This is a genomic window from Pantoea sp. QMID4 (assembly GCF_030270445.1).
Taxonomy (GTDB): domain Bacteria; phylum Pseudomonadota; class Gammaproteobacteria; order Enterobacterales; family Enterobacteriaceae; genus Pantoea; species Pantoea vagans.
Genome location: NZ_BSXL01000007.1, coordinates 235,007 through 250,874 on the forward strand (window position 1 = coordinate 235,007; position 15,868 = coordinate 250,874).

16 protein-coding genes and 4 pseudogenes are annotated in these 15,868 nt (G+C 47.2%); 10 read left to right on the plus strand and 10 right to left on the minus strand.

All coding sequences use genetic code 11. From position 1 onward, the window contains the following. Positions 1-675: a DUF6246 family protein gene (locus QSK07_RS17225; protein ID WP_285720873.1), complete on the plus strand. Its 675-nt coding sequence runs from the start codon at positions 1-3 to the stop codon at positions 673-675. Positions 676-1,595: 920 nt separating this feature from the next. On the opposite strand, the gene QSK07_RS17230 is transcribed toward QSK07_RS17225, so the two are convergent. Then, entirely contained in the window at positions 1,596-2,039 is a 444-nt protein-coding gene (locus QSK07_RS17230) for a hypothetical protein (RefSeq protein ID WP_285720872.1), read from the minus strand. Between the two features lie 73 nt (positions 2,040-2,112). Here QSK07_RS17230 and QSK07_RS17235 point away from each other — a divergent pair. Then, positions 2,113-2,258: pseudogene (locus QSK07_RS17235) on the plus strand (terminase small subunit); the annotation flags it as partial. Positions 2,259-2,487: 229 nt separating this feature from the next. On the opposite strand, the gene QSK07_RS17240 reads toward QSK07_RS17235, so the two are convergent. From QSK07_RS17240 to QSK07_RS17260, 5 genes are all read right to left on the minus strand, one after another. Continuing rightward, the gene (locus QSK07_RS17240; protein WP_285720871.1) at positions 2,488-2,844 is read right to left on the minus strand and encodes a type II toxin-antitoxin system RnlB family antitoxin; all 357 of its coding nucleotides are present in this window, start codon (positions 2,842-2,844) and stop codon (positions 2,488-2,490) included. Positions 2,845-2,846: 2 nt separating this feature from the next. Next, positions 2,847-3,920, minus strand: coding sequence for a type II toxin-antitoxin system RnlA family toxin (locus QSK07_RS17245; RefSeq protein WP_285720870.1), 1,074 nt, complete (start codon positions 3,918-3,920; stop codon positions 2,847-2,849). Between the two features lie 79 nt (positions 3,921-3,999). Continuing rightward, positions 4,000-4,398, minus strand: a complete 399-nt coding sequence (locus tag QSK07_RS17250; RefSeq protein WP_285720869.1) for a hypothetical protein — start codon at positions 4,396-4,398, stop codon at positions 4,000-4,002. A 221-nt stretch (positions 4,399-4,619) separates the two neighbouring features. Further along, entirely contained in the window at positions 4,620-5,084 is a 465-nt protein-coding gene (locus tag QSK07_RS17255; RefSeq protein WP_285720868.1) for a hypothetical protein, read from the minus strand. Positions 5,085-5,144: 60 nt separating this feature from the next. Beyond that, positions 5,145-5,516 carry a hypothetical protein gene (locus QSK07_RS17260; RefSeq protein WP_285720867.1) on the minus strand — a complete coding sequence of 124 codons (372 nt, stop codon included), beginning with the start codon at positions 5,514-5,516 and terminating at the stop codon, positions 5,145-5,147. A 387-nt stretch (positions 5,517-5,903) separates the two neighbouring features. Between QSK07_RS17260 and QSK07_RS17265 the strand changes: the two are divergent. After that, a pseudogene (locus QSK07_RS17265) lies at positions 5,904-6,586 on the plus strand (tyrosine-type recombinase/integrase); the annotation flags it as partial. 134 nt (positions 6,587-6,720) lie between these two features. On the opposite strand, the gene QSK07_RS17270 reads toward QSK07_RS17265, so the two are convergent. Further along, positions 6,721-7,167: a DUF943 family protein gene (locus QSK07_RS17270; protein WP_285720866.1), complete on the minus strand. Its 447-nt coding sequence runs from the start codon at positions 7,165-7,167 to the stop codon at positions 6,721-6,723. Beyond that, a complete protein-coding gene (locus tag QSK07_RS17275) occupies positions 7,160-7,963 on the minus strand; it encodes a DUF3289 family protein (RefSeq protein ID WP_285720865.1) in 804 nt (267 codons plus the stop codon). Before QSK07_RS17275 ends, QSK07_RS17270 begins: the two co-directional genes overlap by 8 nt. Before the next feature lie 284 nt (positions 7,964-8,247). Between QSK07_RS17275 and QSK07_RS17280 the strand changes: the two are divergent. Together QSK07_RS17280 and ddpX are read left to right on the plus strand one after the other, a co-directional pair. Beyond that, positions 8,248-9,427: pseudogene (locus QSK07_RS17280) on the plus strand (IS3 family transposase). A gap of 194 nt (positions 9,428-9,621) precedes the next feature. Then, on the plus strand, positions 9,622-10,203 hold the full coding sequence (ddpX, locus tag QSK07_RS17285) for a D-alanyl-D-alanine dipeptidase (protein WP_285720864.1): 582 nt from the start codon (positions 9,622-9,624) through the stop codon (positions 10,201-10,203). Positions 10,204-10,384: 181 nt separating this feature from the next. Here the strand turns inward: ddpX and QSK07_RS17290 are convergent, their stop codons facing one another. Further along, positions 10,385-10,621, minus strand: a complete 237-nt coding sequence (locus QSK07_RS17290) for a DUF2171 domain-containing protein (RefSeq protein ID WP_013357057.1) — start codon at positions 10,619-10,621, stop codon at positions 10,385-10,387. A gap of 353 nt (positions 10,622-10,974) precedes the next feature. Here QSK07_RS17290 and QSK07_RS17295 point away from each other — a divergent pair, with 353 nt between their 5' ends. The 4 genes and pseudogenes from QSK07_RS17295 to QSK07_RS17310 all read left to right on the plus strand — a co-directional run bounded on the left by QSK07_RS17295 (position 10,975) and on the right by QSK07_RS17310 (position 14,495). Further along, a complete protein-coding gene (locus QSK07_RS17295; RefSeq protein ID WP_285720863.1) occupies positions 10,975-11,571 on the plus strand; it encodes a DUF1349 domain-containing protein in 597 nt (198 codons plus the stop codon). 96 nt (positions 11,572-11,667) lie between these two features. Continuing rightward, positions 11,668-12,684: pseudogene (locus QSK07_RS17300) on the plus strand (DUF481 domain-containing protein). Positions 12,685-12,788: 104 nt separating this feature from the next. Beyond that, positions 12,789-13,754, plus strand: coding sequence for a magnesium and cobalt transport protein CorA (locus QSK07_RS17305; RefSeq protein WP_098053066.1), 966 nt, complete (start codon positions 12,789-12,791; stop codon positions 13,752-13,754). Positions 13,755-14,261: 507 nt separating this feature from the next. Next, a complete protein-coding gene (locus QSK07_RS17310; RefSeq protein WP_098051254.1) occupies positions 14,262-14,495 on the plus strand; it encodes a BssS family protein in 234 nt (77 codons plus the stop codon). A 17-nt stretch (positions 14,496-14,512) separates the two neighbouring features. Here the strand turns inward: QSK07_RS17310 and QSK07_RS17315 are convergent, their stop codons facing one another. Continuing rightward, positions 14,513-15,418, minus strand: a complete 906-nt coding sequence (locus QSK07_RS17315) for a lipid kinase (RefSeq protein WP_285720862.1) — start codon at positions 15,416-15,418, stop codon at positions 14,513-14,515. 168 nt (positions 15,419-15,586) lie between these two features. Between QSK07_RS17315 and QSK07_RS17320 the strand changes: the two genes are divergently transcribed. After that, entirely contained in the window at positions 15,587-15,859 is a 273-nt protein-coding gene (locus QSK07_RS17320) for a cupin domain-containing protein (protein ID WP_285720861.1), read from the plus strand. Positions 15,860-15,868 lie beyond the last annotated feature (9 nt).

Genomic DNA, 15,868 nt, shown 5'->3' on the forward strand with positions numbered 1-15,868 from the left:
ATGACCCCATTAAAAGAGATAGGCGAATGCTTGGTTATTGATGGCGATGATGAATACTTTTTCCGGCCGTCACTTATCGCTATGGCGAGCATTGGTGACCCCGTCGAGATCGTTACCACGTTTCACGCTCTTCACACTGACAAGACGACGCCTTTGCTTCGTCGCGCGCTCGACGCCTATGGCACTATCCCTCTCTGGGTGCTCGATCACGCTAAGCGGCCTGAGTTCACAAAGCCTGCGCTTTATGCAGCTATGGATGTGTTGTCGGCCTGTTGTAATCGTGATGCTTCACCGCTGGTGGGCGTGCTGGTGCCTAGCAAAACCAAAAAGCGAACATTTCTGTATCGCCCTGGCAAGATGCCGGCTACAGACATCATCATCTTTGCGCATTCGCTTATGACTCACGGCATTATCGGCAAGGCTAAAGTACGTCGCCTGCAACGAAATGAGTCAGCGCAGACCACCAGCGAGTTCAATGCGCTTGAGTATATCAGCGCGGCCAGAAATCATTTCGGAGTGAGCCGTGAAGAAGCTGAACAGCTAACCATGACAGAGTTCACCATGATGCTATCGGCTAAGTACCCTGACCAAAAAGGATTCACACGCGAAGAATATGATCAGGTAGCTGATGATTACTTCGAGAGGAAAGCCAAAAGGTTGATTAAGGCGGCATGACAATCACAGGGGGCATTTAGGGGTGCGCAGATGATGATTCCAGTAAGGGTAGCTGTAATGATAAATTGAGACCTCAATCAAGGGAGGATCTCTATGCGCACAGATTTAGAATACCTAAAGGGAATGCTGGATGTATTTATCGGAGCCGAAATGCCTTTCGTAGATACCAAAACACTCGAAAATTAAGGTTACGACATATCCTCAGAAAAAGGGTACTTCCACTACACCATGTTGATTGAGAAGGGATACGTAAGCACGATTGATCTTCTTCTTCACGACCCTAAAAATTAGGGCTGATGTTCTCCATGAATAGGATAGACAGCTGGAATACTAATGTAAGATTAACCTCTGACGGATATGATTTCGCCTTAGCGCTGCATGAGAAAAGCGTATTTGATAAGTTAAAGGGGATAAGTGATCAGCCAATATCTGTTTTAAAAGATGTTGGAGTTGAATTGCTCAAATCATATGCTAAGAAGAAGTTTGGTTTAGATAACTAGCCACCTACGGACGTTTTGTTATTGGAGCCAATATGAACGACACCTACCGCATCAGATTTAAAACAAAGTCAGGTTAAATCATGTTGGTCTGATGAGCAGATCACAACCTGAAATCGTAAACGGCTTCGTTGGTGTGGCAAAGGAAACTGGCGCTTGGGTATACCTCGCGCCTTATGACGTGCTTAATATGTAGTATGTGCCAGTTAGCGACGAAGAATCCAAATAACGATAACGTTGATGTTGGTGCGTATGCGATTGCCAGCTCGATTAATTTAATAAACATGTATCCCTCCTTTTAACCATTGATGGGCGGAAGGAGCTCTGCTCCCTATAATGAGTCGCATTGCGCGATTCTATTGTAGGTGTTTATAGGTCATAGGCATCGTAGGGCGCATTAATAACTGCGCCCACTTAAGACAATTAATCGGCAGAAATGATTTTTTTATCAAAGGCAGCAGTAGCTAGCTTATTGAGAATCTTTCTCTCTATAGAATCGTCATAATCAATATCCAGAAGATCTTCTGAATAAACCGAGTCGAAAGAAAACTCTCTCGTGTAATGAATGAAGCACTTCATTAGTGTCAACTGCTTACCTTCGACTTCAGTATGAAATTTAACTTCAGAGAAAATTTCATCATCACCCATAACGAGGCGATTAGAGGTTGAAAAGTAAAATTTGAAATCTTTCATGACGCCAGCAATGTTGCCTTTTTCGTCTAATTTAACCTCGATTAAAGAATGAATGTCATCGTGCCCCTTCCAGTACTTGGCAATGTTTTCATGAAACATTGATGTGTATCTTTCAAGTAATTCGGAATGGTTCCTTAACAAGCTATTCATTCTTCCAATTGTTTTTTCAGTCATTTTTATCTCCAGAGGTTTAGATAGGGCACTCACCGACAAAAAAGAAATTTTCTGTCGCGAGTACCTCATCGATATGAACACCACGCAAGCGGCCATTGGGTGAGGTACAGTGAAAAGACCGCTCGAGCATCAGGTTGCGAGAACCTAACAAAACCTGACATCCAAGACAGAATCGCCGAACTGAAAACTGATCGCAATGGTCGCTTGCAGATTGACGCCACCAGCCGCATTTAGCATAAAGTGTGCCTGACGTTCACTGTAGACAGGCACGGGACATGATTGACCGAAAGACGATTGATATGGCATGGGAGAAGATGCTCACAGTGCGTTAGGTCGTCATATTGAAATTGCTCTCAATCGCCTGCGCAAAGACACCAGTGTACTTAAGACTAAAATATTCCCAATAAGGCACTGCAATCATAGAAAATAATCGACATAAACAAAACGATTATCTTCCAGCTATCAATTGGGAAATTTCGCTAGGAGTAAGAACAGAATCCATTAACATATTGGGATTTCTAGCAAAAAAATCGTTTTGAGATTGAACTATGCTATAGGGAAGCTCGTCAGGAGTCCTTATGCTAAAAGTCTTCCTTACAAAGTGAGCGCCATCAAATTCAATTGAAGCAAAACGATTATCTTCATGACCATTTGCGCATAACAAATCAAAAAGAACTCTACCTTTGTACGCCCCATCCTTAAGGCTATCAGCAATCGAGTTCAGGCATGACAAAGGATTGACGTAGCTGTCTGCCACGACCAATATTTGATACCTTTTGTCGACTAATTGCATGATTTTATACATATTTAGGTTCTATATAGGTTGTCAATATGTCCGTAGGCTTCGGTAGTCAAAGAGAGTAGCTGTACTATAGTACTGATTTTCCTGCTGGCTTCTTCAAAGCTATCCATATGAAAAAGACCGTGACGGTGTTTATTGAAGAAAGTATAGGCCTTATCTAGCTCCCCTCTCACAGTAACATCAGCTATGTGACCATGGAATGAGCTCTTTAGTTCATAGCCGGGGTTGGTATAGTCGAAAAAGTAACCAAAATTATGAGCATCAGGATCAAGCCCAAAGCCAGCCAGTTTTGACTTTATAGCCCCTTCAAGCGATCTAAGCTCAGGGAACAATAGCATCGAGTATTCAGGCATTGATGGGCCTGCGAGTTTTACACACTGCCCTGAAACAAGCAAGTCTCTCGTTATATCGGGAAGGTTTGGGAATGAGTGGGGCAATGCTATTTTTAGGTATTCTGCTGCAACCTCTTTACGCACTAGAACCGTCGCATTATCATCCTGACGGCTTAAAACGAGTTCTAACCCAGCAAGATCTAAAATGTCGGTTAACAGGTATACTAGCTTTCTGTAGCATGTTAGTGGCCTTCCTTGAATTTGGAGTTTGAGGTTCTGGTGGTGAGTGACAGTTAAAGAATCACTATCTTCTTCACAGTTTATTTTCCACTGCAAACTTCCATTGTTTTCTTTACAATCTATATGAAAAGTCTTCCCACCATCTTCGCCAAGAACCTCAATGATCCCAACAATATCCGCCCGATCGATTCCTTTAAGTATCATGTTAACCGATTGAAATTCATCAGGGTTTATGGTGTCATAAAGTCTATCAGCTAAGGCTAAGCCTAAATTTTGGTTTCGACCCAACTTATAGTGTATGGTCGAGGTACCATCTTGATTAAAGTATATATCAACTGTAGCGTCATCTTGCCCCGCTCGGCCTATAACAATCCTTACCCCTTTGCCACCAGGCCTTGCGCCATAAGAACGTGTTTGCAATGACAATTCATTGTTAAACTTCTCAAGCTGAGGCTGAATAACATCTTTGTTAAGATTTAGAGAAGAATAATTCCTTTCATCTGACATCACATGACTCCGTTACTATATGATATTAAAGGTTTTGTTTGATTAGGGTTGTTTTTTTAATAAGCGCTTAGGATTAATATTATTTCACTCTTCGCTTCCACGCACTAAATATATCTTTATCCCATGCTCTGCCAGCTTTAGTCTGATAACCAGCCTCATTAAGCCGTTCTGCGATGATGCGTCCGTTATCAAAGCCCTGCGCGATAGCTTCTTCAACGATACGAATCACAGCCGGCTCATCGTATGGCAAACCCGGCACACCCTGCTTACCGACGATTAGAGCAGCGGCTGCTACTTCCATGCGCTCCACTAGCGACATTAAGCGAGCGTCAGGATTACTCTCTGGCAGGTTCAGCTTCTGCCTGATGGCATCGACCAGCCAGGCGGTTTTATCTCCACCAGCAGCACTTACAGCGCCAGTAAAAGCCTCGCTTAATTCAGCAGGCACTCGGAAGGTAACGGACAGGGATTTGCTCATAACACACCATACTGGAGGAAAAGACGGCTATTTTATCACCGTAAGACAGCGTAAGACATTAAAGTATGTTGGTTCAGAATGCCCGTTGTTGGTTCAATCCGGGGTTGTGTTGGTTCACTTTTTTGAAATTAATCCTTTTAAAACAACCAACTTTACAAACTGAACCAACTGAACGACATGTTTTTCCCTATATATATTAAAAATTTCCTCCCCAAGAGCTTTTAGATTTTCTTTCCTTCAAGGTGGCATTCGTAAGATGTGCCACCATGCTCATTGATTAGCCAATCCACAGCCTGACCCGATATTCGGTTAATCGAGACATGGGACATGATTCCCCACCGTTTCTGATCTCTTGAGGCTTCAATTGTGTATTCAATTTCTCTATCAGTTATCACCGGCTTAACCACCCTAAACCATGTATCATCCCGGCCTTGCGACTCACCATCGATGTAAACAATCACTGCCTCGCTAAACCAGGATGTGGTGCGCCCATTCTTAACACAGGTGTCGCCAGATTTGGCCCTCATGTTAAAGCAGAGCTTATCTTGAGTTAAATAAGAGGCAGGCCAGATACCTGTTGCTGTCTGGTCATTTTTTGATGCAGGCTCGCATACAATTAACTTTGTGGATGATGCCATTGCAGGCAAGGTGAACAAAAGTGTGGCGGCTAATAGTTTATGCTTCATAAATTGAATAATCCTTAGTAGGCCAAACAACATCCATAATTAGTTAGACCCGAATCGCCTTTAGTTGATTCGCGATGCTTCTCCCTCAATAGCATCGACTCTCCCGCCGTTATCTTTAACTACTACGCACGAACCAGGAATGCCATAGCGTGAGCAGTTACACCAAACGCCTTTGCCTGCACCTGATTGTGTTTTGTCTTGTCGTGGCTCGTAGCTGGTTATCTTTTCAAGAAGACCATCTTTCACCATAGCTTCAAGGGTTCGCCTGGCTGATTCCAGGTGATGGCGTGATTTGAAGGAGTCCATGCCACTGAGCAGATATGCGACCCCGGACACATCGAACGGTGGAGCACCAATCTCACCTATAACCCATTCGCGGTGTTCAGGCTCAAAGAAACTCAGTATCTCTTTTTTATGGCTGGTCATTCTCATGGCTGGTGGATTCCTTAATGTAGGAGAGATCTATCTTACAATAAGGTTTTCAGCTTATGGCGTTATGCAGTTAGTTGAACGGATCTGCGATGGATGAAAAACAGCCAAAGTGAGGTGTCACAAAAACATTTGGGGGTATCTTTGGGGGTATGTGTGATTTTGAAATACATAAATATCGTTATTAAACAATATATTGTTGGTTATTATTCAATCCTGTAGGGGCCATCTTTTCTTCTATTAACATCCTTTCTAGTCTACTTTTTCCTTTCAAATCAGAATATAACACTTCTCTGTGGTCCAGCTTAGTCCAAGTCACCTATTGCGTTCTTGTTCTGATTGGGGGCAGGATAGGGGCATTGCCAGGTTCAATCAACTGGATGCCCCCAAATGAAGCTGACAGCCCGACAAATTGACTCTGCTAAGCCAAAGGAAAAATCATACAAACTTGCCGATGGTGGCGGTATGTACCTGGAAATATTTCCCAATGGAACAAAAAGTTGGAGGCTTAAGTATCGAATTGCAGGTAAAGAAAAACGTGTAGTCTTTGGTACCTATCCATTACTTACCCTTGCTGAAGCAAGGATCAAACGATCTGAAGCTAAGAAACTCCTGTCTGAAGGTGGTGACCCAAGTCAGCAGAAACAGGATATCAAGGCCACGAAGATTATGGCTGTCAGTAACAGCTTTGAACTGATTGCCATTGAATGGGATGAATATAAGAAACCTTCCTGGTCTGAGGGCTATGCTGATGACATTCTTGAATACCTGAGGAAAGATGTCTTTCCCTACATAGGCAGAATGTTGCTGAGATCAATGCTAAGGAAATGCTCGATGTTCTTCGTAAAATGGAAATTCGTGGTGTTCTCGATAAGCTGGAGAAAACTCGGTAGGCATGTCGTCAAATCTTCACTTATGCAGTCATTTCTGGCAGAGCAGAGCACAATCCAGTCTCAGATTTGGTAGGTGTTCTGAAAGCACCAAAACAAAAACATTTTTCTCATCTTTCAGTAAATGAACTGCGTGAGTCCCTAAGTCACCTGGAGAACTATTCGGGAAGTAAAATCACTCAAATTAAATTCTGTTCTTGATAAAGAATATGATGAGGTTATTAAAAAAGACTTTGGCAATAAAGAATTTAAAATAGTCTGCCTTGGTTGATCAGACTATTTCAATTGTGAAGCGATTTGGTAAGAAATATCTTTTTTTATTTTAATGTTACTCTGCCATCAGAACTCTGTATATATGTTTTATCGCCTATATTTATAAATGCCTTTCTATCGACGCTCCCTCTAACAACTAATGCTATACTGTTATAAACACATCTCTTATGCTCGCCATTAGTAGCATCAAAGCAGGTATAGTCATCAATTGAACCATCTCTGGTTCCTGTTGGTAACTTTTCATAGCCATCGAAATTCATGATGATAACAGTGAAGTTATCTGGGGTATTGATAATATGATATTTATTCTGAAGCGAATCTTTGTTTTCTAACCACCAATTTAGTTTTCCTTCTGTAGTCATCGGTAAATGCTCTACAAAAACCGCACCATTATCAACTCTGACTATTTTTGCTGGTCTTACAGCAATCCATATGCAATATATTGTTATTAAAAAAATCAGAACTGCTCCAATCCTTTTATATTTAAACATTGTTTTCTCCCGTCAATGTTATAGTGGCTTGGAAATTTGTGAAAAATGGCTTTTGAGCAAAATGCTTAGCCCTCTGTAGAACAAACCATATTCTAAAGAAAGTAATTGAGTTAAATTTAGCCTTTAAGATATCTTCTTTATCTAAGCCAAAGTGGTCTTGTGCTCTGTATTTGATAACCGCAGTATATTTATTGCCCTGGAATGTCAGGCTTTCTATAGAAATTTCTGTGCTGTTTATGTCATGGACGGTAATGCCCATTCCATTGACGAAATCTTTCCATCTTGTGTATTTAGGTAAACGACTTTTAGATAACACATTTGAAAAATGTTCTTTCGTCAATTGTGACTTATTATAATCAAATTGCTCGATAGTGTTTTTAATTATGGATAATGTGCTATCGATAGAGTTGTCACTCAAAATGAGATTTCTGTAGGCATTGTTCATAAACGGATGCTGAAAATCATTTCCATTACTACGTTGCATGTGATTGAAAAGATTTATGATCAAGCCTTGGTATGGTCCTCGGAAAGAAAAGGCATAGGATTGAGATCGTAGCTCATCATATAACATCGCAATGACTTTTTCTCTACTAACTGGCTGTATAGAATTAGTAGCAGGATGCTGATAGGAGGGACCAAAAGTAGTCCAGTCGATGAAAGTTGATACTTGCCCGAGATGATAATGCTTTTTCAGTATATCAGCATCCATGTCGCCACTTTGCATGTCATCGGCATTTCTGTCATTGAATCTTTTTTTTGTAGTGAAGATGATAAGTTTCCTGTCGATTCCTTTCATTCAAATCAATCCCTGTTAATCAAATGATTAAGTATTATACATTATCTGTTGGTGAAGTAGATTAAGAATTTGCTTAACACTGATTACGTTCAGAGTCATATACGCTCACACAATCATGCAGTGATTAACCTCAGCCGTGAGAGTGGTCGTTTTCTAAGGGGGCATTTTTGGGGCCAGATCACAAAGTGAAATAAAGAAATTAAATATAGAACAGAATACTGTGAATCGCCAGAGTTTTAACAGATATCTCAGAGTCATTTAAGATGGCTTAAAGAGAGGTGCCCATAAATGGTAAGCGTTATCCAGAAGAGTTTAAAATTGAAGCAGTCAAACAGGTAATTGATCGTGGTTATTCTGTTTGGAGCGTTGTAACACGTCTCGATATCACCACTCACAGCCTTTACGCCTGGATAAAGAAGTACGGTCCGGATTCTTCCACTAATAAAGAACAGTCAGATGATCAGGCCGAGATCCGCCGTCTCCAGAAAGAGCTGAAGCGGGTTACCGACGAATGGGACATATTAAAAAAGCCGCGGCGTACTTCGCAAAGCTGTCCGACTGAGGTACGCCTTTATCCGTGACAACACCTGTTGCTGGCCTGTTCGCCTGCTCTGTCGGGTGATGGATGTTCATCCCGGTGGTTTTTACGCCTGGCTTCAGCAGCCGCATTCACAACGCCATCAGGCAGACCTGAGACTGACAGGACAGATTAAACAGTTCTGGCTGGAATCGGGATGCGTCTATTGTTATCACAAGATCCATCTGGATCTGCGGGACAGCGGGCAACAGTGCGGAGTGAACAGAGTCTGGCGACTAATGAAACGTGTTGTGATAAAGGCTCAGGTCGGATACCGGAGCCCGCGGGCACGTAAAGGCGAGGCCAGTATCGTATCGCCCAACAGGCTCCAGCGACAGTTCAATCCGGATGCTCCGGATGAGCGTTGGGTAACTGACATAACCTACATCAGGACCCACGAAGGCTGACTGTATCTTGCCGTGGTTGTTGATCTGTTCTCACGCAAAATTATCGGCTGGTCAATGCAATCCCGGATGACAAAGGACATTGTCCTGAACGCACTGCTGATGGCTGTATGGCGGCGTAATCCCCAAAAGCAGGTGCTGCTTCATTCGGTTCAGGGCAGTCAGTACACAAGCCATAAGTGGCAGTCGTTCCTGAAATCACACGGCCTGGAAGGCAGCATGAACCGTCGCGATAACTGCCACGATAATGCGGTTGCAGAAAGCTTTTTCCGGTTGTTGAAATGCGAACGGATAAAGAAAAAGATCTACGGAACGCGGGAAGAAGCCCGCAGCGATATTTCTGATTACATCGAAATGTTTTATAACAGTAAGTGTCGGCATGGTTCTGGCAATCAGATGTCACCGACAGAATATGAAAACCAGTATTATCAACGGCTCGGAAGTGTCTGGATTATCCGTGGCGATTCAATATGGAGAAATTAAAGACATCGCCTATAACAATTACTGAAGCCCAGAAAACTGCCACCCAGAATCCTGGGTAAAAAATCCCATACCAAGTTACAGCACAGACCATCGTCACACCTTTTTTTCCTTCCGCCGCAATGCCATGATAGCCGCTTCAAAACCTCCGCTTACGACAACCCGCCAGAGAGCACATAAACAGGGAGCACTCCATCATGGAAAGCAAAAATCTTGTTGATATTGCTGAGGCCTTTCCTCAGTTAGCCATCGATCTGAAATACGCCACCGCCGACAACCTTACCGGACAGCCAATCTACCGCGATGCGCGCTGTCTGCTGCACGTTAATGCGGCAAAAGCGCTGGCGAAAAGTATCGGGATTGCAAACGTGGCGGGCTATTCGCTGCTGATCCTCGACGCGTACCGGCCACCTGCCGCGCAGGCAATCCTGTGGCAGGCCTGCCCGAATCAGGACTATGTCGCACCGCTGACGCGCGGATCAAACCACAGCCGCGGCACCGCAGTAGACGTGACGCTGATCGACGAACGTGGTGAAATCGTGGATATGGGGGCCGGCTTCGATGAGATGAGTGAGCACTCCCATCCTTATCATCCTGCGGTGCCACTTCAGGCACAGCGCAACCGGCTGATGCTTAATGCCATCATGCTGGGTGGTGGCTTTACCGGCATTGCGACCGAATGGTGGCATTTTGAATTACCCGGTTCAGAGAGCTATCTGCTGATTGACGGCGTATTTGGCTGTTATTCCTCACCGCAGGCAGAAAATATCAGCCTCTGAGAAGACAGAACAGTTTTGGTATATTCAGGGGAAAGGCAGAAAGCGCTGTTTATTCGCTGTTTATTCAGAGAATGCAGAAGGGCAGAGCGATAAAATGAGCGGGTTTGTGCAGGGTGATAACCAAAAAATAGCGTAACGCGAAGAAAAGAAATAAGCCGTGGCAGATGCCACGGCTAACGCGTTATGCAGACTGCCACTCACTTTCTACATCCGCTTTAGATTTAGAGAGGATAACTTTATTGTCATCAACGTCTTTCACCCAGCTGAATGGAATAATGTGGTGTTTACCGCCTGCTTCAGGATCGCTTTTCGCCAGCTTAATTTTGTCGTCGCCTTCGAAATGGTCAACAATCCCGACATGTTCGCCATTTACATCAACAACCTGCGCGTGATCCAGAATCTCTGATTTATCTACCATGTTGATTTAATCCTTAAATTTGATGAGTTCAGTTGCCCTCAGACAAAACAAGCCTGGTTGTTAAATGCGGTTTTAGCCAGGCAATTAACAAAATGAAATAGTTAAGTGAACTGGTCCTGATCCCTGGTATTTACTCCATTAAGCGAATAAAAGAAAAATAAGCGAAACCGCAGCAAGGGCTGAATTGCCTTCTTTAACGTGTCTGCTCAGTTAAGCACTTTCCACTCCGGCATGTTCAGATTTGCCGCGATCCTCTCCGGCTGTTTCACCCATCAACGCTATGATAATCAGGTCAATCGCCGTGCCCAGGTCTGCCTGAACTCAGGCGATTAAACTCATATAAAGGAGTCCCTATGTCCGCAGTCAGCTCACTGACCACCGAAGGCGGTGTCTGGATTAACCAGCCGCCGGTACACAATTTTGATAGTGAAACATTGCAGTTCGAAACCGCTATGAACAGCGATTTCTGGCAGCGCACCTGGTACGGCTTCGAACAGCACAGCGGCCACGCTTTTGGCTTCTGGGTGGAAAACGATTTTACCGTTCAGGTGCAGGTGAGGGCGGACTTCAGCCAGCTCTACGATCAGGCCGGTCTGTTTATTCAGGACAGTGAAACGCACTGGGTTAAAGCGGGCATGGAGTTTAACGATGACCAGCCTGCCATTGGCAGCGTGGTCAAGCGTGAGTTTTCTGACTGGTCTACCGGTGTATTCCCTGGTGAGGCGCGTCAGTTCTGGCTGCGCGCCACGCTGGAAAAAGGGGCGCTGAGAATTCAGTACTCCACCGACGGCCTGACCTGGCCGCTGTTGCGACTCTGCCCGTGGCTGGGTCAGGCGCGGCGTTTTGTCGGCGTGATGGGCTGTTCGCCTGAACGCGAGGGGCTGGCGATCCGTTTCAGCGACTTCACGCTGGGTCCGCCATCCGGCAAAGCACTGCACGACCTTTCCTGACCGCATTGCCTCTCATCGCGGAATCCGCTTAATTGTCAGGGCCGGATTTGCGGTGACGCGTCGTTCATACCGGATGACGCTTTTACAGGGAAAGCTATGCGTTGCGCTATCTTACTGACCCGGCTGCTGGTCATCTTCTGCTGTGCCGGATGGGCAGAGCAGGCCGCAGCCGATACTGTCTGGCTGACTAATGGCGATCGGCTGACCGGCACGATCCATTATCTCAGCGACGGCAAGCTGGCGATTGAGACACACTACGCGGGCACCGTCACCCTGGCGTGGAATGCGGTCAGTACCCTCGCCAGCGACAAGCCGGTTAATGTCGAAAACAAAAAGACCGGCGAACACTATCAGGTGCGGCTCTCTTCGTCCGATCCTGGTTATGTCTGGGTGGAACGCAATGAGCAGGAGCAGCTGGTCTCTGTCAGTCGCATTGATGAGTTTATGAAAGCCAAAGTTCGCAGCGATCAGCTCGCCTGGACCGGCAATATCGATGCCGGTGTGAAGGTCAAAAAAGCCTCGGCTAAAACTGACGACTACAGCTTTGCTCTCAACACCAAACTGAACAAGGGACAATGGCGGCACGACATCGGCGCGACCTATAATCGCGAGCAGGAAAACGCGAGTGTCAACACAGACAACTACAGCCTGCGCTATGCCTTCGACTAACTTGTCAGTGAGCAGTTCTTCTGGCAGACCCGCGCGACCTACAAGCGCGACTGGGTAGAGAACCTCTCACGGCAGGCGCTGCCCGGCACCGGCCCGGGTTATCAGCTGTGGGACACCGAACTCAGCGCGTTCTCACTCTCGCTGCTCGGCGGTGCCTTTGAGTATGGCTACAGCGACGATCGCGAAGAGCGGCACTTTGGCGGCTCGCTGCGCTGGAACTATCAGCGTTATCTGCTGCCCAAGTCGGTCACGCTTTACAGCAACAGTGATGTCGGTCATTCACTGGATGATGACGGGGTATTTATGCTGGATGCTGAAGTCGGGATGCGTTACAGCCTGACCTCCTGGTCAACCCTGCACCCTGGCTATCATCGCAATCTGGTCAGCGGCATTCCCGACACTCTGAACGAAGGCATCTTCTCCACCGGGTTAGGCCTGAAGTAGTAACCCGCTGATAGTGGAGTCGCAGCAAATCCTTACTGTTTTTATCCGTTTACAGTCCCGGCTTTGGCTAAGCTGCATGTACTGGCACAACGGGAATGCAGAAAATGATCGTAAGCAGTAGGGTGTATCGTCCGGGAAGTGCGGGCGAAGAGGTCGACGTCGAAGATATCAGTGAAGTGATTAAAGAGCCGGAAGCGTTTATCTGGCTCGGGCTGTGGCAGCCAGACGCTGAATTTATGGCGAAGATTAAAGAGGAGTTCGGCCTGCACGAACTGGCGGTTGAAGATGCGCTTAATGCCCATCAGCGACCTAAAATCGAACATTATGGTGACTCACTGTTTATCGTGGTCAAGACGGTTAGTGCGAAGGATGACAGCTGCGAACTGGGCGAAACCCATTTCTTTGTCGGAAAAAAATTCCTGATCAGCATCCGTCACGGCGCATCTGAAAGTTATACCCCGGTGCGGCAGCGGGCGTCTGAAAATCCGGCGCTGCTGAAGTTTGGTCCTGCCTGGCCGCTCTACTGTCTGCTTGATTTCATTGTTGATCGTTATGCCGCGCTCTCTACCTCGCTGAATGAGCGGGTCGGGCAAATGGAGAACGATCTCTTCACCAGCGAATTTGACCGTAAGTCGGTTCAGTCGGTCTACACCATGCGGCGTCATCTGCTGTCACTGCGCAATGCAGCGCTACCAGTAGAAGAGATCTGCAACCAGCTGATCCACCTGCATGAAGATCTAATCCCGCGTCCGCTGCGCGCCTATATCCGCGATGTACAGGATCACGCCCGTCATGTGGTGACCGACGCGGAAGATATGCGCGAGATGCTGACCAGCGCCATGCAGGTCAACCTGGCGCTGGTGACGGTACAGCAGAATGAGGTGGTCAAAAAGCTGGCGGGCTGGGGCGCGATCCTGGTGATCCCGACCGTGGTGTTCAGCATGTACGGCATGAACTTCGAACATATGCCGGAGCTGAAGTCGTTGTATGGCTATCCGCTGGCGGTTGGGCTGACGCTGGTGGCCTGTGGTGGTCTGTGGGCCAGACTGCGACGTTCTGGCTGGCTGTGATTGTCGTCTGGCAGGGGCGGATGCAGTAGCGGATGCAGGGGCACCACATCCAATCCTGATACGGCGTCATCTCGCATGCTTTATGCAGCTGCCCGTGTATGTGCCTGATGCGCGCAAAGACGACCGTCATTAATTCTGCGATGTGCTGGAAGCGGCACAATCCTGGCGCGATTTGAACGGATGAAACAGGCTGCAATGACATTAAAACGTTCAACGTTCTGTTATTCCCAGGACAAAAGCGCCGGGGGTTGATTACAGCGTCTGAGTTGAATGGATTACGTCAGACGAGTGCCTCTGGTAACAGAAGCGCGGGCGTCATTTACCGACATTTGCCTGTCAGGCAAGGCTCCAGACGCCGCAACGATACTAACCGTTTGACGCTACGCTTATTTTGCCGCTTCCCTTGTAATCCTGTGAATTTGGTTCAGACTCAGTACTCCACTCATGCTTTATCATCAGAGCTGGCCTGACTTCCAATCAGCGTTATGCTTTACAGTCAGGATCAATGTGAATGAATTTAATCGTTTTACCTTCTATCCGGTTACTGGCTGGCATATTGGCCCGCTAAAATCACACCGTGCACTGGTATTGAAATTTGGTTATATCGACCCCGACGCCCCGCGTGAACAGGGCCCGCAGGAAACGTTGTTTCTGGGCCTGACCCTTGAAATGGCAAAAAAACTGGTTATTAATCTTTCTGAGCACATTGATTACGCTGAAAAAAGCGGTAACGAACATTAGCTTCATGCTTAAGCCGGTTACGATAGCCTGCTGGCTGCGTTCTGACCGGGTGCATAGACCCGCAGCGCACGGGCGAGCAGGCGAAAATGCGCGGGTGTCTGACCGATAATCTCGCCGTCTGCATTGATGTAGTGAGGACGACGCGTCTCAATGGTCAGTTCCGTGGTACTGAATGCCCGCACGTCGCGCCAGCGGCCATGGGTGCCGCGCCGCAGAGAGGGCAGCAGTGCAATCAGCTGCCAGCTGTGCTGCAACTCCAGGCTGTAGACATCCAGTAACCCATCGTCGGGTGCTGCGCGCTGTTCCACCGTCATGCCACCGCCGTAGAAGCGCCCGTTGCCCACCGACACCTGGACCGTTTTGATCGGTATCCGCTGACCCTGATTCACCAGCGTGGCGCTGAACGGACGGCTCTGCCGCAGCAGCCGCAACGCCGCCAGGGCATACCCGCCCACACCCCAGCGTTTTTTCGATTCTGCCGTGAGGTTACGCGCCAGCTCGGCCGAAAAACCGATGCTCGAGACGTTGAGAAACAGGTGCTGATTCACTTCCCCCAGATCCACGGCGCGCAACTGCCCGTCTGCGATAATTTTCACCGCCTGTTCAAGGCTGGCGGGAATGCCCAGCGTACGGGCAAAATCGTTGGCGGTGCCCAGCGGTAAAATGCCCAGTGGCAGGCCGGTCTGCATCAGTCCCGGCGCGGCTGCATTAAGCGTGCCATCGCCGCCGCCGACGATCACTGCATCGACGCTACCGGCATACGCCGCGATGAGCTGGCTGAAGCTGCGTGTCTCATCCTCGTCCGGTTGCAGCAGGGTGAGGCCAGCCTGAACCAGCAGCGCCTGTGCCCGACTGGCCTCAATGCGTCCTTTACGTGAGCGCTGATTAATCAGCAGCAGAGCCGTTCTCTGTGGGTAAGACATACTTTTTCATCATCCTGCTGTCAAAATGGGGAACGAGACGGCAAGTACAGCATCGGCCTGACCCGTGAACAACCCTGTTTGCGCGACTTTACGTACCCGTTCCGTGCCATAAGCGGCGATAAAGATCGTCTACACTGCTTAGGGTCAGTTCCATATTGAGGCGTTGCGATGACCGAACACGAATTCAGAAAATTGTTAGCCGAACAGGGTTTTGATGAGCCACTGCTGATTGAGCGTGCCGCATCAGCCCGGCTTGATAATCATGTCCATCCTTTTGAAGCGCTGGCACTGATTATCACGGGTGACATCACTATCAGCACCGAGCAGGGCGATACCACTTACTCTCCTGGCCAGACGTTTCACCTGCAGCCGAATGAACTGCATCGCGAAGCGTTCGGATCCCAGGGCGTCAGCTATCTGGCGGGGCGTAAATATGAGTGACGGGCAATC